Raw genomic sequence first — 23,179 nt, 5'->3', positions numbered from 1 at the left:
GAAAGGCACCCCGGTGCAGGAGGAGGAACTCATGTCCCTCGAGAAATGGCTCGTACAGGCCGGCGAGACGAAGGTCATCGACCTCGACGTCGTCCGCTCGGTCAAGGTCGCCCTCGTCGGCGGCCAGATCGACGTCATCGCCCACGACGAGCCGACCGCTCGCGTGGAGGTCCACAGCGTCGACGGCCGCCCGCTCAAGGTCTCGATGGACGGCGACCGCCTCGAGATCGACCACGTCCAGCTCCGCTGGGACACCATCGTCGACGTCGTGAAGGGCCTCGGCCGCCGCGGCGACCGCGCCGACATCAGCCTCCTCGTCCCCCGCGGCGTCGACCTGAAGTTCGACACCGTCTCGGCCGACGGCCTGGTCTCGGGCCTCCACAGCGACGCCCGCGTCTCGACGGTCGGCGGCGACATCGTCGTCGACGGCCTGCACGGCGACATCGAGGTGAACACCGTCCACGGCGAGCTCTCGGTCCGCAGCCACACCGGCCGCGTCACCGCGCGCACCGTCTCCGGCGACGTCACCGCGACCGGCGAGCTCACCCGCTTCACCGTCGACGGCGTCTCGGGCAGCGTGTTCGTCGACGCCGAGGGCACCCCCGACCGGATCCAGGCCAACACCGTCAGCGGCGACCTCACGATCCGCGTCGACGAGGGCCTCGGCGCCCGCTACCGCATCAACACCGTCTCGGGCACGCTCCAGCTCGACGGCTCCGTCGTCAAGGGCACCTTCGGCCGGGGCTTCACCTCGACCACGGGCTCGCTCGACTCGAAGTGGGTCGACGTCGCCGCCAACTCCGTCTCGGGAGACGTGGTCGTCGTCCGCCGGACCGTCGCCGCCTCCTCCGCCTCGGTGGGCGAGGGCTGGGGCTCTCCCGGCACCGGCCCCGCCGACGACCGCCGCCCGATGGACGGGAGCTCGCTGTGAGCCCCGTCTTCGCGCACGGCCGCCTGCGCCTCTACCTGCTCAACCTCCTCGCCGAGTCGCCGCGCCACGGCTACGAGCTGATCCAGGCGCTCAGCGAGCGCTTCGGCGGCACCTACGCGCCCAGCGCCGGCACGGTCTACCCGCGCCTCGCGAAGCTCGAGGAGGAGGGACTCGTCACGAAGGAGGCCGACGGCCGCAAGACCGTCTACTCCATCACCGACGCCGGCCGCGCCGAGCTCGCGAACCGCGCGACCGACCTGGGCGACATCGAGGAGGAGCTCACCGACTCCGTCCGCCGGCTCGCCGACGAGGTCCGCCTCGGCGTCGCGGAGGCGATGAAGAGCCTCCGCGCCGACCTGGCCAGCGCCGCGCGCGACTCGCGGGAGCCCGGACGCCGACCGGAGCACTCCGCCGAGGAGCCGCGCCCGCAGGACACGTCCGGCACCCCCTCCGAGCAGCCCGCGCCGGAGCAGGCCGCGCCCGCCTCGCCCGACGCGCGTACCGCCTCGCGGATCGCCCTGCGCGACGCCGAGGTGCTGCTCACCGAGTTCCGCGACGAGCTGCGCGCGGAGCTGCGCACCGCCGCCTCCTCGGGATCCGTGACGACCGCGAGCGTCGACGCCCTGCGCGCCGCGCTCGACGAGGCCCGCGCCTCGGTCCGCTCCACCCTGGGCTGAGCCCGGACACCGCACCGCCGAGAGGGCGGGGATCCCGCCCGGGGTCCCCGCCCTCTCGGCGCTACTGCCGCCCGACCGCCAGCGCCTCCTCCTCCACGTCGAGGAACGCCAGAGCGCTCACCACCGCCGGCTCCTGGTACCGCCCCTCGGAGCGCGCGCGGAGCACCGCCTCCCGCTCGGCCGCGATCATCACGCGCCGGAGCCGGTTGTAGGCCTGCGGGAGCGGCTCCACGCCCTCGCCCTCCGGCGGGTTCTCCAGGGCGTCGGCGAGGAACATCGCGTTCCGCCGCAGCCGATCGAGCACGCGGTCCTCCACTCCGTCCTGCGGCTCCGCGTCGAGCCGGGCGAGCCCGGCGGCCTGCGCCTCGGCGAGCAGCATCTGCTTCTCGACGTGCTCCTGCATCTCGTTCGGGGCCGGGAGCTTCAGGGCTCGGACGAGCCGCGGGAGCGCGAGCCCCTCGACGAGCGTCCCCGCCACCACGATGAAGGCGAGGAACTGCAGGAACGCGCGCTGCGGCGTCTCCGCGGGCAGGAGGAACGCGGCGGCGAGGGTGACCACGCCGCGGATGCCCGCGAACGACACCCCGATCGCGGTCGGCCAGGTCCACCCGCGCTGCTGCAGCCGGCGCGGACCGTGCCGGAACAGCAGCGTCGTCATGCACATCCAGGCCACGCGGCTCCCGACCAGCGCCGCGAGCACGGCCGCGCCGATGCCGACCGTCTGCCAGACCCCGATGCCCGAGTCGGCCGTCGCCTCCACCACCGACGAGAGGCTCAGCCCGATGAAGAGGAACACCGCGTTCTCGAGCAGGAACTGGATCGTCCGCCAGTTGAGCGACTCCGCGATCCGCGCCTGCGCCGACTGGATGACCGGCGCCCGGTAGCCCAGGTAGAGACCCGCGACCACGACCGCCAGCACCCCGGAGCCGTGCAGCAGCTGCGCCGGGATGAACGCGACGTAGGGCGTCACCAGCGAGAGGCTCGTGTCCAGGACGGACGACTGCACCTGCTTGCGCACGAACCCGAGCAGCACGGCGATGCCGATCCCGACCCCGCCGCCCACCGCCACGGCCAGCACGAAGTCGAGCGCGATGCGCCCGGGAGTGACCGTGCTGACGATCGCCAGGAGGGAGGCGTTCAGCGCCACCAGCGCGGTCGCGTCGTTGAGGAGGCTCTCGCCCTCGAGCACCGTGAGCATGCGCCGCGGCAGGCGGAGCCGCCCCGCGATGGCCGTGACCGCCACCGCGTCCGTGGGCGCCACGATCGCGCCGAACGCGAGGGCCGCGGCGACCGTGATCGCCGGGACGACCATCCAGGCCACCGCGCCGACCACCGCGACCGTGAAGACGACGAGCCCGACCGACAGCAGGAGGATGCTGTCGCCACGAGCGCGGACGTCGAGGACGGAGGTGCGGATCGCGGCCGCGTAGAGCAGCGGCGGCAGGATCCCGAACAGCACCACGTCCGGCTCGACCACCACCTCCGGGATCCCGGGCACGAAGGAAGCGAGGGCTCCGACGGCGACGAGCGCCACGGGAGCGGACCAGTTCACCCGCCCCGACAGCCCGGTGACCAGGACGGTCACCACCACGAACGAGACGATCCAGACGATCGCGACGACGGGCTCCTCCATCGCGTCACTCCTCCCGGGCGTCCGCGCGCCACGGCCCCATTGTGGCCGCCCGGAGAGCAGCCCGGACAGCCGCCGGGAGGGTGCAGCTAGCGGCCGGCCTCGTGGATGTCGCGCGCCTTGGTGACCTTCGCCGGGTCCACCGGGTTCATGCCGAGGACGATCTTGCCGCGCGAGTGCCGCTTCTCGAGGTCGTCGAAGGCGTCCTGCACCTGGTCGAAGGGGTAGAAGCCCGAGACGAGCACCCGCAGCTTCTGCTCGCCGACGAGGCCGACCAGCTCGCCGAGGATCTCGGTGTCGCGCTGGGCGGTCTCGGCGTCGGGCCAGACGGCGCGCAGCTCGATCTCCTTGCGGTCGTCGCTGGAGTGGAAGCGGCCCGCCGCGATGCCGAGCTCGTCGGCGAGGGCCTCGTTCTCCCCGCCGAAGTTGTCGAGGAACACCGTGACCCCGCCGGGCGCCGCGGCCCGGATGCGGTCGGCGATCCCGTCGCCGTAGACCACCGGCTTCACGCCGATCTGGCGGAGGTAGTCGAAGTTGCGCTCGCCGCAGGTGCCGATCACCGTCGCGCCGCGGAGCTTCGCCAGCTGGATCTCGAGACTGCCGACTCCTCCGGCCGCCGCGGAGACGAGGACGGTGTCGTCGGGTCCCACATGCGTGGCCTCCAGCGCGCGCCACGCAGTCACTCCGGCGAGGAACAGCGCGCCGCCGACCTCCCAGCTCACGGAGGCGGGCTTGGCGACGAGGTTGCGGCGCGGCACCACGACGTGGGTCGCGTGCGAGCCGACGAGCGCGTGGCCGACCACGTCGCTGCGGAGATTGATGTCGGTGACGCCCTCGCCGAGGGCGACGACGACGCCCGAGAAGTCGGTCCCCTGGCGCATCGGGAAGGCCGCGGAGTGGTCGGAGTCGAACTGGCCCTGCCGGATGAACGCCTCCATGTGGTTCACCCCGGCGGAGAGCACCTCGACCAGCACCTCGCCCACCCCGGGCTTCGGCCGCTCGACCTCGGCGATCTCGAGGACGTCCGCGTCGCCGAATCGGCTGTACTGGACGACGCGGGCGGCGGTGGGGCTCAGACGGGACATGCGCTCATCATCCGCCCCCGCCGCCCGAAGCCCCCGACCCCCGAACGGGGGCGTGCGACTCAGGAGGGGTCGCTCGGGCAGTACAGCTGGGTGCGCGGACCGGAGCGGTCGATGACGTGCTCGGACATCGGCCGACCGCAGAGCGGGCACGCCTGCCCCGCGGGCGCCTCCTGCTCGGGCTGGTCGTACGGGCCGAGCGGCGGCGGGCCGATCCAGGGGAACAGCCGCGCGTTGAAGCGCTGGTAGAGGGAGCCGGTCTTCTTCCGCGTCATATCCTTAGTGTACTAACCATCAGGGCACGATGAGAGGATGACGCCGTGGAAACCGACCCGCTCGCCCTCCAGAACCAGGTCTGCTTCTCCCTCGCCGTCGCGGCGCGCACCGTCATCGGGCTGTACCGCCCCGTGCTCGAACCGCTCGGACTCACGCACCCGCAGTACCTCGTGATGCTCGCGCTCTGGGAGCGCAGCCCCCGCTCGCTCGCCGACCTCGGCTCCGCCCTCCGCCTCGAGCCGGCCACGCTCAGCCCGCTCGTGAAGCGCCTGGAGGCGAGCGGCCACGTCACGCGGGCCCGGAGCAGCGACGACGAGCGCCGCCTCGACGTCGCGCTGACCCCCTCCGGAGCGGCCCTCCGCGAGCAGGCCCTGCAGGTTCCTCCGCAGATCGTGGAGCGGCTCGACGTCCCCCTCGAGGAGCTCACCGCGCTCCGCGACAGCCTCACCGGCCTGATCGGAGCCGCGACCCGCGACGGCCGCTGACCCCCCGCTCGGGGCGCCGGCCGCGAGGACGCCGGCCGTCGCTCCCCGCCGCACCGGGAAACTCCCGGTCACAGCGCGAGATCAGCCTCCGCTCGGCCCGCTCCCGGCCGTCTTGACTGCCCCCTCGCACGGAGTAGTGTCATCGCTCGTGACACACGAGGGCCCCCCGTCCGCCGCGGACGGATCATCGGCCGACGCGACCGAGCTGCGCACCGCCAAGCACTTCTTCATCGGCGAGCCGCTCCCCAGCGACAAGCTCGAGGGACAGCTGCTGCAGAAGCGGCTCGCGCTCCCCATCTTCGCCAGCGACCCGCTCTCCTCCGTGGCCTACGCGCCGCAGGAGCTGCTGATGATCCTGCTGCTCGGCGGGCTCTCCTTCCTCACCTTCGCCCCCTGGGTGGCCGCATGCGTGGTCGTCCTCCTCGTCGTGGTGGTGCTGAGCTACCGCCAGCTGATCCGGGCCTACCCGTCCGGCGGCGGCGACTACGAGGTCGCCCGCACCAACCTGGGCGAGACGGCGGGCCTCACGGTCGCCGCCGCCCTCCTCGTGGACTACGTGCTCACCGTGGCCGTGTCGGTCGCCTCCGGAGTCGACAACATCATCTCCGCGGTGCCCGAGCTGGCGCCGCTGCGGGTCGAGCTGGCCATCCTCTTCGTCGTGCTGCTGGCGGCCGTGAACCTCCGCGGCGTCTCGGAGTCGAGCCGCGCCTTCGCCGTCCCGACGTACCTCTTCGTCGCGAGCGTCTTCGTCATGGTCGTCGTCGGCCTGGTCCGCACCGCCTTCGGCGACACCCCGGTCGCGGAGTCGGCGGGCTTCACCGTGCAGGGCGAGCAGCTCACGCAGGCGGCCGTCGTCCTCCTGCTGCTGCGCTCCTTCGCGAGCGGCTGCGCGGCGCTCACGGGCGTCGAGGCCATCTCGAACGGCGTGCCCGCGTTCCGCGCCCCGAAGGTCAAGAACGCCCAGCGCACCCTCGTCGCGATGGGCACGATCGCGATCGTGCTCTTCGTCGGCCTGACCGCCCTCGCCCTGCTCTCGAACGTGCACTACGCCGAGAACGCCTGCCATCTGGTGGGCTTCGCCGACTGCGCCACGACCCCGCAGCGCTCCGTGATCGCGCAGGTCGCCGCCGCCACGTTCGGCAACAACACGATCCTGTTCTTCATCATCCAGGCCGCGACCGCCGCCGTCCTTCTCCTCGCGGCGAACACCGCGTTCAACGGCTTCCCGCTGCTGGGCTCCGTGCTGGCTCGCGACGGCTACGCGCCCAAGTCGCTGAACACCCGCGGCGACCGCCTCATCTACTCCAACGGAGTGATCATCCTGGCGCTCGTCGCCGCGATCATCCTGCTCGTCTACCAGGCCTCGCTCACGAGCCTCGTGCAGCTGTACATCATCGGCGTCTTCGTCTCGTTCACGCTCGGGCAGTCGGGCATGGTCAAGCACTGGGTGCGGATGATCCGCAACGGCGAGGACTCGCGCACCGTCTACACGAGCCTGGCCATCAACCTGTTCGGCGCGACGCTGACGTTCGCGGTGCTCGTCGTCGTCACGATCACGAAGTTCACCCACGGCGCCTGGCTCGTCTACCTGGTGATGCCGATCCTCGGTGTCCTGATGGCCGGCGTCTACCGCTACTACCGCGACGTGGAGAAGGAGATCGAGGTCGACCCGACCACGACCTTCGGCGCCAACGGCGACCACGCGATCGTGCTGGTGGGCCGGATGAACAAGCCCACGCTGAAGGCGCTCGACTACGCCATCGCGGCGCGGCACGAGACGCTGGAGGCGGTGCACTCCTCCATCGACGACGCGCAGACCGCCCAGCTCAAGGCCGACTGGGCGCAGATGGACATCGAGGTGCCGCTGCGCTGCGTGGCCTCGCCCTACCGCGACATCTCGTACCCGCTGATCAAGTACATCAAGGCCCACCGCCTCGAGCACGGCTCCGAGATCACCACGGTCTACATGCCGCAGTACATCGTCGGGCACTGGTGGGAGGCGTTCCTCCACAACCACAAGTCGCGGCGGATCCGCCAGAAGCTCCTGCTGGTGCACGGAGTGACGGTGGCGCTGGTGCCGTGGCTGCTGGACTCGTCCGAGCTGATCTACGGACGCCGCTCCCGGCCGATCCCCGGCCAGACGCGCCGCGGCGAGCCGGTGCGCCCGGTGACCCGCCGCCCGATCCCGCCCGCGTCCTCGCTCCCCCAGGGTGCCGCCGGCGAGGGCGCTCCGCGCATCCCGCAGCGCCCGGCCTCGCAGAACCGGCCGCGCTCGAAGCGGCGCTGAGGCGGCGGGAGCTCCGAGCCGGCGGGGGCCCGGAAACGGGTAGAGGGCCCGCGGCGTGTGCCGCGAGCCCCCGATTTCCCCTTAGTGCCTTCCCCCGAAGGCGGCCCGCCCCAACGGGCCGTGTCCGACGCTATCGGTGGGCTATGCACCGGCGCATCCTCCTCGCGACGGATGCCCGTGCTCCCTTCAGACGACAGGCTCGTCCTCCGTCGTCTCAGACGACGGCCCCGCGCACCCCTCGGCCGGTGAGCCACCAGACCGCCGCGACGGCGATCGCGGCCGCCGCACCGCCTCCCACGAGCAGGATCGCCGCCCGCACCACGTGCGCCCGGTAGGCGGCGTCGAGCGGATCGATGCCCGCCCCCGCCAGCACGATCCCGGCGGGAACCACCGCGGCCGCGAGCACCACGGCCGCGGCCGCGATGCGCACCGGCTGCCGGCCGTCGGAGCGGAGCTTCCGGGGACGGCGACCGACGTACCAGACCACCGCGCCGATCCCGAGCCCGAGCAGCCCGAGCACGCCGCTCGCGTACTGCGCCCATCGGAAGCCGGGGAAGGGCCCGAGCTCCTGCTGCAGCAGCGGGATCGCCGAGACGAAGAGGCCGCCCCTGTGGGTGAAGCCGTCCCACATCACGTGGCTGGCGGCTCCGATGGCGATGCCGGCGGCCGCGAAGACGAGCACGCGGATCCACTCGGCGGCCCCGCGGGGCGGCGAGCGCCGGGGACGCAGGCGCGAGCGGACCAGCGCGGGCGCGAGGTCGCGCCAGGCCGGAGCGACGACCGCGCTCCACAGCACGAGGCCGAGCATTCCGAGCAGCAGGTCGACGGTGACGACGCCGAGGAGGGAGTGGGTGGACTCGCGGGCGACGGCGATCGGGAGGTACATGCCGATGTCCGGGACCATCGCGCCGATGGCCACGGCCGCGGCGGGGATCCGGCCGTACGAGAACGCGAGCGCGACGACGGCGTGGCTCGGCGTGAAGGGCATGACACGCACGCTATCCCGGCAACGCGACCGGCGAGTGTCCGCGTCGCGAAGCGCGCGTCACCGATCGCGGTCCGGCTCCTGCGCTCCGCTCCGGCTCGTCGGCCTCCCGGGGCCGGCGGTCAGCCCGAGGAACGTGATCCCCAGGACGAGGAACACCGGCCAGACCGGATTCCCGAGGACCGCGAAGACCGCTCCCGCCGCGAGGAACAGCGGACCCGTGACCGCGTTCCAGCGCCGGGACGCCTCCTCCGACGACATCCGACCCGAACCCTTCCCGTCCTGTGCGCGCGCCATCCCTCCACGCTAGATCGCCTCCGCGGGGCCCGCCTCCCCCGTCCGGCGGAGCCGCGCGCTCGGGGAGCTCCGAGCGCGGCGACCGTAGAATCGTCCGGAAGTCCGGCCCTCCGGGCCCAGCGGCGACGGATCGGAGCGGGTGTGCGGAAGGCGTTCGCGATCCTCCGCCTGGCCCTCGCCGGGCTGGGCGCGGTCGGACTCGTCGGCGACTTCTTCTACACCCTGGGCTTCCGCGCGTTCCAGATCGACAACTTCTTCGCCTACTTCACGACGCAGTCGAACATGGCCGGGGTCGTGGTGCTGGGCCTGTCCGGCCTGGTCGCCCTCGCGCGCGAGCGGGAGCCGCGCTGGCTCAGCACCGTGCGGGCGCTCGTGCTCACCTACATGGTCGTGTCGGGGATCGTCTTCGGGCTGATCGCGGTGGAGGCCAACAACCGCGGCGTGCGGGTCGACGTGCCCTGGTCGAGCGCGCTCCTGCACTTCGTGATCCCGACGCTCGCGATCCTCGACTGGATCCTCGGACCCGGCCGCCGCCCGGTCGCCTGGCGCGGGGCGCTGACCGTGCTCGGCTTCCCGATCGTCTGGGGCGTCATCACCCTGGTCCGCGGGGCCCTCATCGGCTGGTACCCGTACTTCTTCCTCGACCCCGGCCAGGTCGACGGCCCCGTGATGTTCGTGCTCTACGACGTGATCGTGCTGAGCCTGATCTCCGGCATCGCCGCGTTCGTCCTCGCGCTCAGCCGGGTGCGGCCGCTCGGGGCGGCGCACGCGTCGGAGTGGAGGGGCCCGCTGGCGCGGCTCCGCGAGCTCGTCAGCCGGGGACGACGGCGAACGGCTCGAGCGCCGTCTGCGCGAGGGTGACCAGATCGTCGTCGCTGAGGTCCTGCAGCGAGAGGGCCTGATCCGCTCCGACCAGCCCGACGAGCACCGCCTCGCCGGTCGACGGCTGAAGATTGAGCCACTCGGTGATGCCCGCCTCGGAGCCGACGAGCGACCAGCGCGCGGGGGCGTCGGCCTCCCAGAACGCCTCGTCGAAGCGCAGCCACAGCGTCTCGACGACACCGGAGCCGAGGGCCGCGACGGCCGCGCGCTGCGCGAACGGGAGCGGCGGGTCGAAGGCGATCGCGTCCGTCTGGAGCACCCCGATCGGCACGGTGACCAGCACCCGGTCGGCTGTGAACGACTCGCCGGTGCCCAGGCGGATGCTGACGCCGGTCTCCGTGTAGCCGATGCCGCTCACCACGGCGCGCAGCGAGACCTCGACGTCAGCGAGCAAGGTGTCGACCAGGGGCGCGAGCCCGTCGGTCAGCAGCGCGTCGCCGGAGTCGTCGCTCAGCTCCTCCGCGGTCGTGGCGGCGGAGGCGTCGCCCAGTCCGTACCAGGAGGAGAGCTCCTCGGGAGCGGCGCCGGTGCGCAGCGCGGTCGTCCCGGCGAGGTGCGCCGCCACGCGGGCGACGTCGCCGTCGCCGGAGCCCGGCTCGGCCTCGGCGGGATCGGGCGCTCCGGAGCCGGCGAACGACTCGGCGAGCGCCAGATCCTCCGGCTGCTCCGCTCCCCACTCGAGAGCACGGGTCAGGGCGTCGGCACCCGTGGTGCCGGTGTCGAGAGCCGCGCCGTCGGCGTCGCTCGAGCGGACGTCGGCGAGGTCGACCGCGGTCGTGACCACGCCCGCGTCCGCGATGCTCTCGCGCAGGGCGGCTCCCGCGCCGGTGAGGGCCCAGGCTCCGGTCTCGACGGCGATCGGCCAGCCGTCCGGAGTCGCGGTGGCGATGCGGCCGCCGGTGCGCTCGCGCGCCTCGACCACGGTGACGTCGAAGCCCGCGTCGGACAGGCGCCGCGCGGCGACCGCTCCGGCGAGACCGGCCCCGACGATCGCGATCCGCTCGCCCTCGTCGGCGACGGCGCTGATCTCGGCGGCCGCGCGGACCCCGGAGCTCCAGGCGCCCTGGAGCGTGCCGGGCGCCTCCGTGTCGGTGGCCTCGCCCGCGAGGAAGACGCGGTCGAGGACCGCGGTGCCCAGGTCGGTGCGGTGCTGCGGCGTCGCGCCGACGGGCAGGTAGGAGACGGAGCCGAGCGCGTACGGATCCTCGGCCCAGGCGGAGCGCACGAAGGCGGCCGGCGCGGGGACGGCGGTGGTGCTCGGCGTGGGCACGGGGGCCTTCGTGACCGAGCGGGTCGGCGTCGGACGCGACGGCGTGCAGCCCGCGAGGGCCAGGAGCCCGACTCCCGTGGCGGCTCCCGAGAGGAAGAGGCGGCGTCCGATCGTCATCCCGGACATCCTACGTTCTCGGCGTTCGGCCGGGGCGGCGCGGTGCTGACCCACCCGGGCACGCAGCCCACTTCGAGGTGCTGGGTGACGGCGGGACGGCAAGCGGATAGCGTCGGGGCAGCACGGACCGGACCGCGGCGACGGGGGACGCGGCATGGACACGACACGGACGCGGACCGCGACGACGACGGCCGGGGCCCCTCCCCGCAGTCACCTCCACGCGGTGCTGCTCAGCGCGCTGGGCATGATCGTGGTCCCGCTGCTCACCGTCCTCGCGACCACGGCCTGGTCCTCCCCCGGTCCCGAGGAGTACGTCCGCATGGCGCTCGGCTCGGTGGTCGCGGCGTGCGTCTCGGTGGTCGGCGCCTGGTGGCTCGCCTTCGAGCGGCGCAGCGCCGGGGCACCCGGTCGCACCTGGTTCTGGGGAATCGCCTGCCTCGTCACGGTCAGCGCGGTCTCGACCGTCGGAGCCGCCGCCGACCACCTCACCGGCCTGATCACGGGCTGAGCAGGTGGACGTCCAGGCGCGGTCACCGCGCTCGCCTCACCCCTCAGCGACCGCGCCGGTGGTCGCGAGTCCCCCCTCGAGCGAGCGGCGGCACCATCGGCGCCGGTGATCGCCCCGACGAGACGACCGAGCGGCTCCGGCTGTTCCGTCCCGCCGAGAGCGATCTGGACGAGCTGTGGCGGCTGTACTCCGACGAGCGGATCGCGGCGGGCGACCCCCTCCTCCGGCACGACTCCGTCGAGCAGACCCGGGCGGTGCTCGCCCGCCGGACGGCGCAGTGGGCACGGGACGACCTCAGCAGCTGGGTCGTTCGGCTGCGGAGTCCCGAGGGCGGCGCGGACGGCGCGATCGGGATCGGCGGATGCAGCCTCCTCGCCGACACGGCCTGGAACGTCGCGTTCACCTTCCATCCGGACCACTGGGGCAGGGGGTACGCCCAGGAGGTCGCCTCCGCAGGCATCGCGCGGGCGCGGCGGCTCCGGCCGGAGCTCCCCGTGACCGCGGTCGTCGCGGAACACAACGAGCGATCGCACCGCACGGTCGCTCGACTCGGTCTCGACCGGAGGTGGGAGGGCCCTGACGCGCACAGCCCCGACCCCGCGGCTCGCATCGTGCTCTACTCCGACCGCCTCCTCTCCGAGGACGAGATCGGCCGCCTCACGAGCTGAAGGCGCCGCGTGGCGCGGGTCGCCGCCGGCAGCAGCGGAGCCGAGAAGCCTGTGCGAGACCGCGACGTCTCGTTCCGGTGCGCCTCCTGGCCATCCTTCTTCCCGGCGGCCGGCGCTGCGCACGAGTGGGTGGGTGGGCGGCGCGGCACTCGCGCCGACCCCTCTCGCGATCGCGCTCGGCTGGCGAGTCGGGGCAGGAAGGGCGCGGAGGTACTCGCCGGACCGGGCATCCGAAGCCGGTCGCCGCGAGGGGCGTTAGCGTCGTCGGATGGCGAGCATCACGTACCCCGCGCCCCTCCGCGTCGGAGGCCGGGTGGAGGTGCCCGCGCCCTCGATGGGAGTCCCCGCGCACCTGCACGACCGGCTGCAGGACGCCGCGCGCCGACTCGGCTCGGCGGGATACGACGTCCGGGTCCGGCCGCACGCCCTCCTCGGCGGACTCGCTCCGGCGTCCGCCGCGGATCGGGCGGCCGACCTGCACGACGCCTTCCGGAGCGGGGACGCGGTCCTTCCTCCATGGGGCGGCGAGCTCGCCGTCGAGCTGCTGGAGAGGCTCGACTGGCACGCCCTCGCGGAGGCCCGGCCCTGGTTCGTCGGCTGGTCGGACGTCTCGACGCTGCTCCTGCCCCTGACGACGACGACCGGGCTCGCGACGATCCACGGCGCCAATCTGATGGACGAGCCGTGGGAGCTGCCGGTCGGGTTCCACCGCTGGACGGAGGTCGCCGGCCTCGAGCCCGGAGCCGCGTTCACGCAGCACGCCGCGCCGCGACGCCGGAGCCGTCCGTGGGGTGCGTGCGCGGACGAGCCGCTCGACCGCGATCGGGCCTACGAGGAGCCGACCCGCTGGCGCTCGCTCGACGGGTCCGCGGACGCGGCGATGTCCGGCCGCTTGATCGGCGGATGCCTCGAGACGGTGTCCCTGCTCGCGGGCACGCCCTACGGCGACGTGCCGGGCTTCGCTCGCCGGCACGCGCCGGAGGGCACCGTCGTCTACCTGGAGGCGGCCGGGTCCGACTCCGTCTCGGTGCTCCGGATGCTCACCTCGCTCCGGCTCGCGGGCTGGTTCGAGCAGACGGCCGGCGTCCTGATCGGCCGGACCGAGGGCGCCTGGCTGCCCGAGCTGAGCCAGGAGGACGCGGTGCGGCGGGCGCTCGGCGACCTCGGCGTGCCGGTGATCCTCGACGTCGACACCGGGCACCAGCCGCCGCAGATGCCCCTGGTCAACGGCGCGCTCGCAGAGATCGCGCTGAGCGGGCCGACCGCCTCGATCACGCAGCGGCTCGTGCCCTGACGGCGCGTGCGGAGAGATCCCGTCGAGCAGTGCCACCTCGCGGCACGGCCGCCGCCGCTCCCGGCCCTCCTCCGCCCGCCGAGCGCAAGGCCGAGCGGCGGGGAGGCGCCGAGTGGTAGACCTGGGGGCATGAGCAACGACATCCGCGCACTCGCCGAGGGCGAGAGCTACCTCGCCTTCTTCCAGGGCGGGCCGTTCGACGGCCAGACCGAGAACCGCGTCAGCACCGAGGGGGGCTACGAGAAGGAGGTCGACGTCTACGCCGCCGTCGACGGCCAGGAGACGCACCTCGTCTACAACGCCGTCTCCGCGAAGGAGGTCGGCGAGGCGGTCCACGTGACCTACTCGATCGACACGCCCGACTCCGACCCGATCGAGGACCCGGAGGACCGTGGCGGCGGCTTCCAGTAGTCCGCACCACCCTTCGGATGCCGCTCCGGCGTCGCGCTCAGCGCGGCCGGGGCGGCATCGGCATGTGAGGACGCGCCACTCCGGAGACCACGCCTCCCGCCGCTCCTAGGATGATGGTTCCTCACTGTCTCGGCCGATTCAGGTCCGCGTTCCTCGGGAGCCGCCGTGTCCGATCCGCTGATCCGCCCGATGCCCCTCCGCGGCGACTCCGCCCGGCACTGGCTGCGGGCCCGCCACGCCGAGGCCGGGCCCGACCCCGCTTTCGCCGTCACCGGTCAGGAGGCGGCCGCCGAGGGCGTGCTCCTCCGGCGGATCTGGCACACGGCCGGCACGATCGACTTCCGCCCGAGCCCCCGCGCCGACCCGGGGTCGGTGGTGCTCCTGCTCCCGCTCGAGGGCGCGTTCACCGTCGCCAGCCGGGAGGAACGCGAGTTCGTCGGCCGCGGCACCCTCGCGGTGCTGCCCGCCCGATCGGGAGCGACGATCAGCACGAGCGCTCCCAGCTCCCGGCTCGTCCTGGTCGTGCGGCCCTCGGGCGACGCGGATCCGCCCGCCGGCCTCACCGTGGTCTCCTCCCCCGCGGCACCGGTGCTGGTCGCCGCCGCGAACGCGGTGCTCGACGCCGGGCTGCCCATGAGCCCCGGGCTGCACGCGGCGCTGCAGGGGCTCGCCGCGGCCGTCGTTGCGGACTGACGGGAGCTGTCAACCCTCCCCGCCCCGGCCATCCGCTCGCAGGGACGTCCTCGAACATCGAGTGACGCCGATCGTCGGCGCCGGAAGGAGCACTCGCCATGGCCGAGATCACCGCCCACCACGGACTCTTCAAGGACACGGACCTGCACGTCGACGACACCGGCGGATCGGGCCGCCCCGTGGTCCTCATCCACGGCTGGCCCCTCTCGGGCGAGTCGTGGAAGGAGCAGGTCCCCGCGTTCGCCGAGGCCGGCTACCGCGTCGTCACCTACGACCGCCGCGGCTTCGGGCGCAGCGACAAGCCGCTCACCGGCTACAGCTACGACACGCTCACCGAGGACCTGCACACCCTCCTCACCGAGCTCGACCTGCAGGACGTCACCCTGGTCGGCTTCTCGATGGGCGGCGGCGAGGTCGCCCGCTACTTCACGAAGTACGGCGCCGATCGCCTGCACAGCGTCGTCTTCGCCTCGGCCGTCCCGCCGTACCTGATGAAGACGGACGACAACCCGGACGGCCCGCTCGAGAAGGCGCAGGCCGCGCAGATGACCGCGGGCCTCACGAAGAGCGAGGACGACTTCTACGACCAGTTCACCACCGACTTCTTCTCGGTCGACGGCGTGCTGAAGGTGACGGAGGAGCAGCGCCAGGAGGCGATCGCTCTGGCGAAGCAGTCGGCCAAGCACGCCGCCCTCGCCTGCATGACGGCGTTCGCGACCACCGACTTCCGCGAGGACCTGCCCAACGTGTCGGTGCCCGCGCTCGTCATCCACGGCGACGGCGACGGCACGGTTCCGTTCGAGGGCTCCGGCGCCCGCACCCACGCGGCGATCCCCGGCTCCGAGCTGCACGTCGTCCACGGCGCCCCGCACGGAGTGACCGTGAGCCACCCGGAGGAGTGGAACCGCGTCGTCCTGGAGTTCCTCGCGAAGTAGGGGCGGCACTCCCGCATGCTGGTCGAGCAGCCCCGCAGGGGCGTATCGAGACCCGTCGCACGGACACGGATCTCGATACGCGCCCTGTGCGCTGCTCGATCAGCAGGAACCGGTCACCCACGCGTGATGCTCGCTCAGCAGGAGCCGGAGCCCCCGCGTCAGCCCTTCTCCGCGCCCCCGGTCGTGTTCATGATCCGCCGCTGGAAGACGAAGAACAGCACGGCCACCGGGATCGACATCAGCACCGCGGCCGCGAGCTGCAGCGGGTACTGGTTGCCGGTGCCCAGCTGCTGCCCGCTCTGGAGGCGGCGGTGCGCTGGCTCCGCGACGACGGCGACTCCGACGGCGACGGGTTCCTCGAGTACGTCGACACCACGGGGCACGGCCTCGCCAACCAGGGCTGGAAGGACTCGGGCGACTCGATCCAGTGGCGCGACGGCACGCTCGCGGAGGGTCCGATCGCGCTCTGCGAGGTGCAGGCCTACGCCCACGAGGCCATGGTCGGCGGAGCGACGCTGCTCGAGCACCTCGGCCGTGACGGCTCGGAGTGGCGCGAGGCGGCGTCGACGCTGAAGGCGCGCTTCGCGGAGGCGTTCTGGATCGACGACGCCGACGGCGGCTACCCGGCGATCGCGCTCGACGCGGCCGGGCGCCCGGTCGACACGATCACCAGCAACCTCGGCCACCTCCTCGGCACCGGCATCCTCTCCCCCGAGCACGCCGCTCGGGTCGCCGAGCTGCTGGTCTCCCCCGGGCTCGACTCGGGCTTCGGCCTGCGAACCCTGGACACCGGCTCGGGCGGCTACTGGCCGCTGTCGTACCACGGCGGCTCCGTCTGGGCCCACGACACCGCGATCGCCGTCACCGGGCTCGCCCGGGAGGGCTTCGGGGCGGAGGCGACGACCCTCTCGCGCGGACTGATCGCCGCGGCCGAGGGCTTCGGCTACCGGATGCCCGAGCTGCACTCGGGCGACCCCGCCGCCGAGGTGCACGCGCCGGTGCCGTACCCGGCGGCCTGCCGACCGCAGGCCTGGTCGGCGGCCGCCTCCGTCGCCGTGCTGTCGGCGGCGCTGGGGCTCGCTCCCCGAGGCGACACCCCGGTCGTCGCGCCGCTCTCGCCCGCGCTCGCCGGGCCGATCCGCGTGGACGGGATCCGCTACCGCGGCTCCGTGGTGCCGGTGGACTGGGACGGCAGGATCTGAGGCGCCGCGCCGCTCAGGGCGGACCGGCTCAGATCAGGCCGGCTCAGGGCAGGCGCGCTCAGGGCAGGCGCGCCACGACCGCGCGCGCGATGCGCCGGCCCGAGCGGTTCGCCCCGATGGTCGAGGCCGTCGGGCCGTAGCCGGCGAAGAAGACGCGCGGATCCGTCAGCGAGGCTCCGTCGGCGACCGCGATGCCGCCCTCGCGCTCGCGCAGCCCGAGCGGAGCGAGGTGGCGCAGCTCCGGCCGGAAGCCCGTCGCCCAGATGATCGCGTCGGCGCGCGTGAAGGAGCCGTCCGTCCAGCGCACGCCCTCCTCCTCGATCGACGAGAACATCCCCCGCTCGTGCAGGAGCCCGCGCTCGACCCCGGCGACCACCCGGCGGGTGCGCTGCACGCCCGTGCCGCCGACGATGCTCGGGAGGGGCAGCCCGGCGCGGGCGGCGCGGTCCTGCTCGGCCACCGCCTCCACCGCCGACTCCATCGCCAGCTGCTCGCCGTCGTGGTAGACCACCGGTCGCCGCGTCGCCCACATCAGCGAGCGCGCCACCCGCTCGAGCTCCAGCAGGAAGCCGATCGCCGAGGTGCCGCCGCCGACCACGAGCACCTGCTTCCCGGCGAAGTCCTCGGCGCGGACGTACTCGGTCGGGTCGATCTGCACGCCGCGGAAGCGGTCGCGCCCGGGGTAGTGCGGGACGAAGGGCGATCCCCAGGTGCCGGTCGCGTTGACGAGCAGACTCGCGCGCTCGACCGCGCGGTCGGACTCGACGACGAGCGGCGACCCCGTGTCGTGCGGCGTCGCACTCGTGACGCGCCGCACCGACTCCGGACGGCGGATCTCGAGACCGAGCTCCTCCTCGTAGCGCCCGTAGTACTCGCGGACCACGTCCCGTGCCGGTCGCCGGTGATCGGCCGTGCGGAACGAGAACCCCATCCGCTCCATGCCCGGGAGATCGTGCACGCGGTGCGCGGAGCCGAGCCGCAGGGCCTCCCAGCGGAACTGCCAGGCCCCGCCGGGCTCCGGACCGCGGTCGAGGACGATCAGGTCGCGCCCGGGGACGAGGCCGAGACGGCGCAGGTAGTAGGCCACGGACAGACCCGCCTGGCCCGCGCCGATCACCACGACGGGACGCGGTGGGGCGACGCTGTCCACGGTGCTCCTGACGCGGTCGAGGATGGGCGGCCGTCCGGCAGATCGAGGCCCGGGGTGGCGTGTCCCCCGTCTGCTAAACTACCGCGTAGATTTCAACTTTCCCTGTCTGCTCTTTTCCCCAGCCGGCTCACTGCCCGTCTGGCCTGTCATCGTGAGGGGGTCACCCATGGGGCGCGGCCGTCAGAAGGCGAAGAACACCAAGATCGCCCGTGAGCTGAAGTCGTTCAGCCCGGCGGTCGATTACAGCGCGCTCGAGCGCGAGCTCAGCCACCCGGACGAGCCGGACTACTCGAAGTGGATCGACGCCGAGGACGACGGCGACGACACGGACCTCGTCGAGGAGCCGCACCAGAAGCGTGCGTGACTCCTCCCGTGAATCGGGGCCGCTCCCTCGGGGCGGCCCCGTTTCGCGTGCGGACGGGGATCCGGTGGGTGAGGAACCCGACCTGGAGTGCAGGTCGCTCGGCTGAGCACGTTCTCCCGCTTTCCGCCACTGAGTGCAGAATGTCGGTGCCCCCTGGGACACTGACCGGATGAGCACTTCCCCGCCCGCACGGCTGCCCGTGTGGCAGTCGGAGCGTCGCGGGAACGACCTCGACGAGGCGCGCGACTTCTACGCCGGCTCGTACAACGGCTCCGGCTTCCGGGCCGAGCGCTCGGTCGTGCCGTTCGCGTTCCGCTACACGACGACCGGGCCCGGGCCCGTGAGCCTCCACTCCGCCTCCTTCCTCGGCCGGGTGCGCGGCACGGTGGCCCCGAGCGACGTCTACGTCGCCCTCTGGCTGACCGCGGGGCGCGCCTCCCTCGACCTGGGGCGCGACGAGCACCGCCTCGTCGTCGGACGCCCGGCCATGTTCCCGAGCGGCCGGCCCTTCGGCTTCGAGGCCCTCGAGTACCGCGACGCGCTCGTGCACTTCGAGGCCGCCCACCTCGAGGCGATCGCCGCCGAGCTGCACGGCACCGAGCCCGGCCCGCTGCGGTTCGCCCCCGTGGCGCGCGACACGACCGCCTGGTGGGCCGCGATCCGGCTCCTGCGCGACACCCTCGCCTCCCCGCACACGCCCACCGTGCTGCAGCGCGACGGCGTCGCCCGCATCGCCGCGCTCGCCGCCCTGCAGACCTTCGCCCACCGCATCGCCCCGCTGCCGGCCGTGCCGCCCTCGGTCAGCGCTCGGCGCCTCCGACGGGCCGTGGAGTTCGTGCAGGCCAACGCCGATCTGCCCCTCGGAGTGGCCGACATCGCCGACGCGGCCGGGCTCACGGTCCGCGGCGTGCAGCTGGCGTTCCAGCGCGCCTTCGGCGAGACCCCGCGGCACTACCTGCGCGACGTCCGCCTCGAGCGCGCGCACGAGGAGCTCTCGGCCGGATCGATCGGCTCGCTGGTGGTCGGCGACGTCGCCGCACGCTGGGGGTTCATCAGCGGCGGCCGCTTCGCCCAGCACTACGCGACGCGGTTCGGCGAGCTCCCGAGCGAGACCCTCCGGCGCTAGTCCCGCCGATCCCCGACGGCGGTTCCGCCGAGGGGCGTTCGGGCGTACTGTCCGAGGACCGCCCGCTGCCCCGCGGGCCGCGTCGATGGAGCCGCGAATGTTCGAACCCGGAGGATCCGCGCGGCCTGTCGCGCGGGTCGGCTACGTCACCGCCGCCCTGCTGGTCGGCGCGATCCTGGTGGGCGGCGCGGTCGGCGCCGCCGTCGCCCTGGTCCTCTACCTGCCCGGCGTCCTCGCCGCCGACGGACCGCCCGGACTGGTGAGCTTCGGCCTGCTCATGGGAGCGGCCTCCGGCGCGGGCATCGGAGTCGTCGGAGGCGCGGGAGCGGTCGCCGGCATGGTCGCGGTGCGCGTCGCGAGCCGCCGCGACGGCCCGTTCGTGCTCGGCACCAGCGCGGGCGCCGGCCTCGGCGTGCTGGTCGCCTCCGCGAACCTGCTCGTCAGCCGCGACGCCCCGACCTGGGCGGCCGCCCTGCTCGCCACCGCGGCCGCCTGCGCCCTCTGCGCGGCGGGCTCGTGGCTGCTGACCCGGCACGAGCACTCCTGGGAGCGCGCGCACGCCGTACCGCGCTGATCCGCGGCGCCTCCGGGGATCAGCCCGCGTAGGACCCGACCAGGCGGACCGCTCCGCCGTCGACGCCCTTCGCGCCCTGCTCGAAGCCCTCGAACCCGCGCGCGGCCGTCGAGACGCGGCCAGCGACCCACGACCGGACGCCCGAGCGCTCGAGGCGCGCGATCACGCCGTCGGCCGCCTCCGCCGCGACCACCGCGAACATGCCGATGCCGAGGTTCCAGGTGCCCTCGGTGCTCTCGAGCGTCGCGCCGGACATCCCGGCGAGCGCGCGGAACACGTCGGACGGGCTCCAGCTCGCCCGCTCGACCTCGACCCAGGAGCCGCGCGGCAGCACCCGTGCGAGGTTCGCCGCGATCCCGCCGCCGGTGACGTGGCTGATGGAGTGGACGGCCGGGCCGAGCTCGGCGTCGTCGAGCAGGTCGAGGAGGGGCCGGGTGTAGAGGCGGGTCGGCTCCAGCAGCACCTCGCCGACCACGCCGCCCAGCTCCTCGGAGCGGTCGGTGAAGCCGATGCCGCGCTCGGCGAGGATGTGGCGCACGAGCGAGTAGCCGTTCGAGTGCAGTCCGGAGGAGGCCATCGCCACCACGACGTCGCCGTCGCGCACGCGGTCGGCGCCGCGCACCTGGTCGGCCTCGATCGCGCCGACCGCCGCGCCCGCCACGTCGTAGTCGTCGGGTCCGAGCAGGCCCGGGTGCTCGGCCGTCTCGCCGCCGACGAGCGCGGTGCCCGTCTCGGAGCAGGCGCGCGCGATGCCGGCGACGATGTCGGCGATGCGGGCCGGGACGACCTTGCCGCACGCGATGTAGTCGGTCATGAAGAAGGGGCGGGCGCCGACCACGACGATGTCGTCGACGACCATGCCGACGAGGTCCTGCCCGATGGTGTCGTGCTTGTCGATCGCCTGGGCGAGCGCGACCTTGGTGCCGACGCCGTCGGTCGAGGTCGCGAGGAGGGGGGCGCGGAAGTCGCGGAGGAAGGAGACGTCGTAGAGGCCCGCGAAGCCGCCGACCCCGCCGAGGACCCGGCTGTCGTGCGTCGCCGACACCGCCGACTTCATCAGCTCGACGGCGAGGTCCCCTGCCGCCGTGTCGACTCCTGCGCGGGCGTAGCTGCTCGTCTCATCACTCACGCGACGACCCTACCGACTGCCCTCCCCCGCCGCGGCGCGGATCCGGATCCCGGCCCGGGATCTCCGCCTCTCCGCAGCCGCGCACTCCTCTGAGGGCCCCTCTGCGGCAGCATCGGACGGGTGGAGCTGCAACGTGCGGGACCGGCGGACGTCGACGCGGCGCGCGCCTTCCTCGCGGCCGCCGACCTCACGCTCGCCGGGATCGACTCCCCCTCCGTGCGCCTCTGGCTCGAGCGCGACCGGAGCGGTCGCGTCGTCGGCAGCACCGGCTGGGAGCCGAGTACCGACGGACGCCACGCTCTGATCCGCAGCGTGGCGGTGGCCTCGGACCGCCGAGCGTCCGGCGCGGGGAGCCGCCTCGCCCGCCACGCTCTCGCCGACGCCGCTCGGAGCGGTGCCCGACGCGCCTGGCTCTTCTCCCGCAGATCCGGCCCCTTCTGGCGGTCGCTCGGATTCGAGCCCGCCGATCGCGACGAGCTCGCGGCCGCCCTGGCCGGCACCCATCAGGTGCGGCTGTTCACCGAGTCGGGGCAGCTCGGCCGCGAGGTCGCCTGGTCGCGCGCGCTCCGGTCGGATGGCGACGACGGCCCGGCCGATCCGCCGGTCGACGCCGCCCTGAGTACCCCCGCGACCACGGATCCGCCCACGGCGAACCATTAGGGGATGAGTCCCCCGCGTGCCAGGATGGACCGTCAAACCCCCCTGCTATCCCCTTGGGAGCCCCTCCGGCATGTGCGGAATCGTTGGGATCGTGTCCTCCGGACCGGTCAACCAGTCCATCTACGACAGCCTCTCCCTCCTGCAGCACCGCGGCCAGGACTCGACCGGCATCGCGACCGCCGACGGCAGCACCCTGCACATCAAGAAGGCCGCGGGACAGGTCCGCGAGGCGTTCCGCACCCGCGACATGCGCTCGCTGCTCGGATCCATGGGCCTCGGCCACGTGCGCTACGCGACGAAGGGCAACGCCGAGCGCGAGGAGGAGGCCCAGCCGTTCTACGTGAACGCGCCGTACGGCATCATCCTCGTCCACAACGGCAACCTCACGAACACGCGCGAGCTCACCGAGGAGCTCTTCCGCATCGACCGCCGCCACCTCAACACCACCTCCGACACGGAGCTGCTGGTCAACGTGCTGGCGAACGAGCTGCAGGCCTCGATGTCGGGCCGCGACCTCGACGCCGACGAGGTGTTCGACGCCGTCGCCCGCGTGCACGAGCGCGTCGAGGGCTCCTACGCCACCATCGCGCTGATCGCCGGCGTCGGGCTGCTGGCGTTCCGCGACCCCTTCGGGATCCGCCCGCTCATCGTCGGCCGCCGCAGCAACACCGGGGCGCCGGACGACTGGGTCGTCGCCTCCGAGTCGCTCGTGCTCGAGGCGCAGGGCTTCGAGATCGTCCGCGACGTCGCTCCCGGCGAGGCGGTCTTCATCACCCCCGACGGCCGGATGGCCAGCCGCCAGTGCGCGAAGGATCCGCGACTCATCCCGTGCTCGTTCGAGTACGTCTACCTCGCCCGCCCCGACTCCGTGATGTCGGGCATCTCGGTCTACGAGGCGCGCCTGCGCCTGGGCGACCGCCTCGCCGACACCATCGCGCAGTACACCCCGGGCGGAGCGATCGACGTCGTCATGCCGATCCCCGACTCCTCCCGCCCCGCCGCGATGCAGGTCGCGCAGAAGCTCGGGATCGAGTACCGCGAGGGCTTCTACAAGAACCGCTACGTCGGCCGGACGTTCATCATGCCCGGGCAGGCGGTCCGCAAGAAGTCGGTGCGGCAGAAGCTCAACGCGATGTCGAGCGAGTTCAAGGGCAAGAACGTCCTGATCGTCGACGACTCGATCGTCCGCGGCACCACCTCCAAGGAGATCGTCGACATGGCCCGCGCGGCCGGTGCGAACACGGTCACTTTCGCATCCGCCGCGCCTCCCGTGCGCTACCCGCACGTGTACGGGATCAACATGCCCTCGCGCCAGGAGCTCGTGGCCCACAACCGCCGCATCCCCGAGATCTCGGAGGCGATCGGCTCCGACCAGCTGATCTATCAGGAGGTCGCCGACATGAAGGCGGCGATCCTCGAGGGCTCGGACGTCACCGACCTCGAGACCAGCTGCTTCACCGGCGAGTACGTCACGGGCACCGTCACCCCGGAGTACCTCGACTGGGTGGAGCGCACGCAGCTGAGCTGAGCTCTGCACAGCGCCGGG

24 protein-coding genes and 2 pseudogenes are annotated in these 23,179 nt (G+C 73.4%); 17 read left to right on the top strand and 9 right to left on the bottom strand.

Annotated elements, in window-relative coordinates:
- The first annotated feature begins 31 nt into the window (after window positions 1-31).
- Both C5B95_RS11370 and C5B95_RS11365 read left to right on the top strand, forming a co-directional pair.
- Window positions 32-931, top strand: coding sequence for a DUF4097 family beta strand repeat-containing protein (locus tag C5B95_RS11370; protein WP_258059963.1), 900 nt, complete (start codon window positions 32-34; stop codon window positions 929-931).
- Window positions 928-1,608, top strand: coding sequence for a PadR family transcriptional regulator (locus C5B95_RS11365; RefSeq protein ID WP_104267862.1), 681 nt, complete (start codon window positions 928-930; stop codon window positions 1,606-1,608). The genes C5B95_RS11370 and C5B95_RS11365 overlap by 4 nt, the downstream gene beginning before the upstream one ends.
- Before the next feature lie 61 nt (window positions 1,609-1,669).
- On the opposite strand, the gene C5B95_RS11360 is transcribed toward C5B95_RS11365, so the two are convergent.
- From C5B95_RS11360 to C5B95_RS11350, 3 genes are all read right to left on the bottom strand, one after another.
- A complete protein-coding gene (locus C5B95_RS11360; protein ID WP_104349199.1) occupies window positions 1,670-3,241 on the bottom strand; it encodes a sodium:proton antiporter in 1,572 nt (523 codons plus the stop codon).
- Between the two features lie 86 nt (window positions 3,242-3,327).
- Window positions 3,328-4,323 carry an NADP-dependent oxidoreductase gene (locus C5B95_RS11355; RefSeq protein WP_104349198.1) on the bottom strand — a complete coding sequence of 332 codons (996 nt, stop codon included), beginning with the start codon at window positions 4,321-4,323 and terminating at the stop codon, window positions 3,328-3,330.
- A gap of 59 nt (window positions 4,324-4,382) precedes the next feature.
- Window positions 4,383-4,595, bottom strand: coding sequence for a hypothetical protein (locus tag C5B95_RS11350; RefSeq protein WP_104223750.1), 213 nt, complete (start codon window positions 4,593-4,595; stop codon window positions 4,383-4,385).
- Between the two features lie 45 nt (window positions 4,596-4,640).
- Between C5B95_RS11350 and C5B95_RS11345 the strand changes: the two genes are divergently transcribed.
- Window positions 4,641-5,081, top strand: a complete 441-nt coding sequence (locus C5B95_RS11345) for a MarR family winged helix-turn-helix transcriptional regulator (protein WP_104223751.1) — start codon at window positions 4,641-4,643, stop codon at window positions 5,079-5,081.
- A gap of 205 nt (window positions 5,082-5,286) precedes the next feature.
- Window positions 5,287-7,368, top strand: coding sequence for an APC family permease (locus tag C5B95_RS11340; protein WP_104349219.1), 2,082 nt, complete (start codon window positions 5,287-5,289; stop codon window positions 7,366-7,368).
- Between the two features lie 214 nt (window positions 7,369-7,582).
- Here the strand turns inward: C5B95_RS11340 and C5B95_RS11335 are convergent, their stop codons facing one another.
- A complete protein-coding gene (locus tag C5B95_RS11335; RefSeq protein ID WP_104349197.1) occupies window positions 7,583-8,356 on the bottom strand; it encodes a DUF4184 family protein in 774 nt (257 codons plus the stop codon).
- 57 nt (window positions 8,357-8,413) lie between these two features.
- Window positions 8,414-8,650, bottom strand: coding sequence for a hypothetical protein (locus C5B95_RS11330; RefSeq protein ID WP_146076574.1), 237 nt, complete (start codon window positions 8,648-8,650; stop codon window positions 8,414-8,416).
- A gap of 141 nt (window positions 8,651-8,791) precedes the next feature.
- On the opposite strand from C5B95_RS11330, the gene C5B95_RS11325 reads away from it, so the two are divergent.
- The gene (locus C5B95_RS11325; RefSeq protein ID WP_104233845.1) at window positions 8,792-9,511 is read left to right on the top strand and encodes a Pr6Pr family membrane protein; all 720 of its coding nucleotides are present in this window, start codon (window positions 8,792-8,794) and stop codon (window positions 9,509-9,511) included.
- On the opposite strand, the gene C5B95_RS11320 is transcribed toward C5B95_RS11325, so the two are convergent.
- Window positions 9,462-10,919, bottom strand: coding sequence for an NAD(P)/FAD-dependent oxidoreductase (locus tag C5B95_RS11320; RefSeq protein WP_181068059.1), 1,458 nt, complete (start codon window positions 10,917-10,919; stop codon window positions 9,462-9,464). The two genes, C5B95_RS11325 and C5B95_RS11320, sit on opposite strands and share 50 nt — an antisense overlap.
- 154 nt (window positions 10,920-11,073) lie before the next feature.
- Here C5B95_RS11320 and C5B95_RS17925 point away from each other — a divergent pair, with 154 nt between their 5' ends.
- The 6 genes from C5B95_RS17925 (at window position 11,074) to C5B95_RS11295 (ending at window position 15,428) form a co-directional block, all read left to right on the top strand.
- Window positions 11,074-11,427: a hypothetical protein gene (locus C5B95_RS17925; RefSeq protein ID WP_258059961.1), complete on the top strand. Its 354-nt coding sequence runs from the start codon at window positions 11,074-11,076 to the stop codon at window positions 11,425-11,427.
- On the top strand, window positions 11,334-12,095 hold the full coding sequence (locus C5B95_RS11315; protein ID WP_258059965.1) for a GNAT family N-acetyltransferase: 762 nt from the start codon (window positions 11,334-11,336) through the stop codon (window positions 12,093-12,095). The genes C5B95_RS17925 and C5B95_RS11315 overlap by 94 nt, the downstream gene beginning before the upstream one ends.
- A 268-nt stretch (window positions 12,096-12,363) precedes the next feature.
- A complete protein-coding gene (locus C5B95_RS11310) occupies window positions 12,364-13,389 on the top strand; it encodes an LD-carboxypeptidase (RefSeq protein WP_104349194.1) in 1,026 nt (341 codons plus the stop codon).
- 129 nt (window positions 13,390-13,518) lie between these two features.
- The gene (locus C5B95_RS11305) at window positions 13,519-13,800 is read left to right on the top strand and encodes an oligoribonuclease (protein ID WP_104223758.1); all 282 of its coding nucleotides are present in this window, start codon (window positions 13,519-13,521) and stop codon (window positions 13,798-13,800) included.
- A 165-nt stretch (window positions 13,801-13,965) separates the two neighbouring features.
- Window positions 13,966-14,493 (top strand): hypothetical protein, encoded by a 528-nt coding sequence (locus C5B95_RS11300; protein ID WP_104349193.1) that lies wholly within the window; start codon window positions 13,966-13,968, stop codon window positions 14,491-14,493.
- Between the two features lie 98 nt (window positions 14,494-14,591).
- Complete coding sequence (locus C5B95_RS11295) at window positions 14,592-15,428, top strand: alpha/beta fold hydrolase (RefSeq protein ID WP_104223760.1); 837 nt, start codon at window positions 14,592-14,594, stop codon at window positions 15,426-15,428.
- A 158-nt stretch (window positions 15,429-15,586) separates the two neighbouring features.
- Here the strand turns inward: C5B95_RS11295 and C5B95_RS17920 are convergent.
- Window positions 15,587-15,733 (bottom strand): annotated as a pseudogene (locus C5B95_RS17920) (carbohydrate ABC transporter permease); the annotation flags it as partial.
- Here C5B95_RS17920 and C5B95_RS11285 point away from each other — a divergent pair.
- A pseudogene (locus tag C5B95_RS11285) lies at window positions 15,716-16,630 on the top strand (amylo-alpha-1,6-glucosidase); the annotation flags it as partial. The pseudogenes C5B95_RS17920 and C5B95_RS11285 sit on opposite strands and share 18 nt — an antisense overlap.
- 58 nt (window positions 16,631-16,688) lie before the next feature.
- Here C5B95_RS11285 and C5B95_RS11280 read toward each other — a convergent pair.
- Window positions 16,689-17,780, bottom strand: a complete 1,092-nt coding sequence (locus tag C5B95_RS11280) for an FAD-dependent oxidoreductase (RefSeq protein ID WP_104349192.1) — start codon at window positions 17,778-17,780, stop codon at window positions 16,689-16,691.
- A 166-nt stretch (window positions 17,781-17,946) separates the two neighbouring features.
- On the opposite strand from C5B95_RS11280, the gene C5B95_RS11275 reads away from it, so the two are divergent.
- From C5B95_RS11275 to C5B95_RS11265, 3 genes are all read left to right on the top strand, one after another.
- Window positions 17,947-18,144 carry a DUF3073 domain-containing protein gene (locus C5B95_RS11275; protein ID WP_097167615.1) on the top strand — a complete coding sequence of 66 codons (198 nt, stop codon included), beginning with the start codon at window positions 17,947-17,949 and terminating at the stop codon, window positions 18,142-18,144.
- Between the two features lie 169 nt (window positions 18,145-18,313).
- A complete protein-coding gene (locus C5B95_RS11270; RefSeq protein WP_104328995.1) occupies window positions 18,314-19,270 on the top strand; it encodes an AraC family transcriptional regulator in 957 nt (318 codons plus the stop codon).
- A 97-nt stretch (window positions 19,271-19,367) separates the two neighbouring features.
- A complete protein-coding gene (locus C5B95_RS11265) occupies window positions 19,368-19,844 on the top strand; it encodes a hypothetical protein (protein WP_104349191.1) in 477 nt (158 codons plus the stop codon).
- Window positions 19,845-19,863: 19 nt separating this feature from the next.
- Here C5B95_RS11265 and purM read toward each other — a convergent pair whose 3' ends face one another.
- The gene (gene purM / locus C5B95_RS11260; RefSeq protein ID WP_104349190.1) at window positions 19,864-20,973 is read right to left on the bottom strand and encodes a phosphoribosylformylglycinamidine cyclo-ligase; all 1,110 of its coding nucleotides are present in this window, start codon (window positions 20,971-20,973) and stop codon (window positions 19,864-19,866) included.
- 120 nt (window positions 20,974-21,093) lie between these two features.
- On the opposite strand from purM, the gene C5B95_RS11255 reads away from it, so the two are divergent.
- Together C5B95_RS11255 and purF are read left to right on the top strand one after the other, a co-directional pair.
- Window positions 21,094-21,633, top strand: coding sequence for a GNAT family N-acetyltransferase (locus C5B95_RS11255; protein ID WP_104349189.1), 540 nt, complete (start codon window positions 21,094-21,096; stop codon window positions 21,631-21,633).
- A gap of 70 nt (window positions 21,634-21,703) precedes the next feature.
- Window positions 21,704-23,161, top strand: coding sequence for an amidophosphoribosyltransferase (gene purF, locus C5B95_RS11250; RefSeq protein ID WP_104349188.1), 1,458 nt, complete (start codon window positions 21,704-21,706; stop codon window positions 23,159-23,161).
- Window positions 23,162-23,179 lie beyond the last annotated feature (18 nt).

The organism is Rathayibacter sp. AY1A7 (assembly GCF_002930845.1).
Lineage (GTDB): Bacteria > Actinomycetota > Actinomycetes > Actinomycetales > Microbacteriaceae > Rathayibacter.
The sequence above is the reverse complement of the archived record's forward strand: the minus strand, read 5'-3'. Positions and strand labels throughout refer to the sequence as shown.

Excerpts from the sequence above, each read along its gene's own strand:
- C5B95_RS11370 (WP_258059963.1), top strand. The coding sequence starts at position 32 with ATGTCCCTCGAGAAATGGCTCGTACAGGCCGGCGAGACGAAGGTCATC.
- C5B95_RS11360 (WP_104349199.1), bottom strand. The coding sequence starts at position 3,241 with ATGGAGGAGCCCGTCGTCGCGATCGTCTGGATCGTCTCGTTCGTGGTG.
- C5B95_RS11355 (WP_104349198.1), bottom strand. The coding sequence starts at position 4,323 with ATGTCCCGTCTGAGCCCCACCGCCGCCCGCGTCGTCCAGTACAGCCGA.
- C5B95_RS11350 (WP_104223750.1), bottom strand. The coding sequence starts at position 4,595 with ATGACGCGGAAGAAGACCGGCTCCCTCTACCAGCGCTTCAACGCGCGG.
- C5B95_RS11335 (WP_104349197.1), bottom strand. The coding sequence starts at position 8,356 with ATGCCCTTCACGCCGAGCCACGCCGTCGTCGCGCTCGCGTTCTCGTAC.
- C5B95_RS11330 (WP_146076574.1), bottom strand. The coding sequence starts at position 8,650 with ATGGCGCGCGCACAGGACGGGAAGGGTTCGGGTCGGATGTCGTCGGAG.
- C5B95_RS11320 (WP_181068059.1), bottom strand. The coding sequence starts at position 10,919 with ATGACGATCGGACGCCGCCTCTTCCTCTCGGGAGCCGCCACGGGAGTC.
- C5B95_RS17925 (WP_258059961.1), top strand. The coding sequence starts at position 11,074 with ATGGACACGACACGGACGCGGACCGCGACGACGACGGCCGGGGCCCCT.
- C5B95_RS11310 (WP_104349194.1), top strand. The coding sequence starts at position 12,364 with ATGGCGAGCATCACGTACCCCGCGCCCCTCCGCGTCGGAGGCCGGGTG.
- C5B95_RS11305 (WP_104223758.1), top strand. The coding sequence starts at position 13,519 with ATGAGCAACGACATCCGCGCACTCGCCGAGGGCGAGAGCTACCTCGCC.
- C5B95_RS11295 (WP_104223760.1), top strand. The coding sequence starts at position 14,592 with ATGGCCGAGATCACCGCCCACCACGGACTCTTCAAGGACACGGACCTG.
- C5B95_RS11275 (WP_097167615.1), top strand. The coding sequence starts at position 17,947 with ATGGGGCGCGGCCGTCAGAAGGCGAAGAACACCAAGATCGCCCGTGAG.
- C5B95_RS11270 (WP_104328995.1), top strand. The coding sequence starts at position 18,314 with ATGAGCACTTCCCCGCCCGCACGGCTGCCCGTGTGGCAGTCGGAGCGT.
- C5B95_RS11265 (WP_104349191.1), top strand. The coding sequence starts at position 19,368 with ATGTTCGAACCCGGAGGATCCGCGCGGCCTGTCGCGCGGGTCGGCTAC.
- purF (WP_104349188.1), top strand. The coding sequence starts at position 21,704 with ATGTGCGGAATCGTTGGGATCGTGTCCTCCGGACCGGTCAACCAGTCC.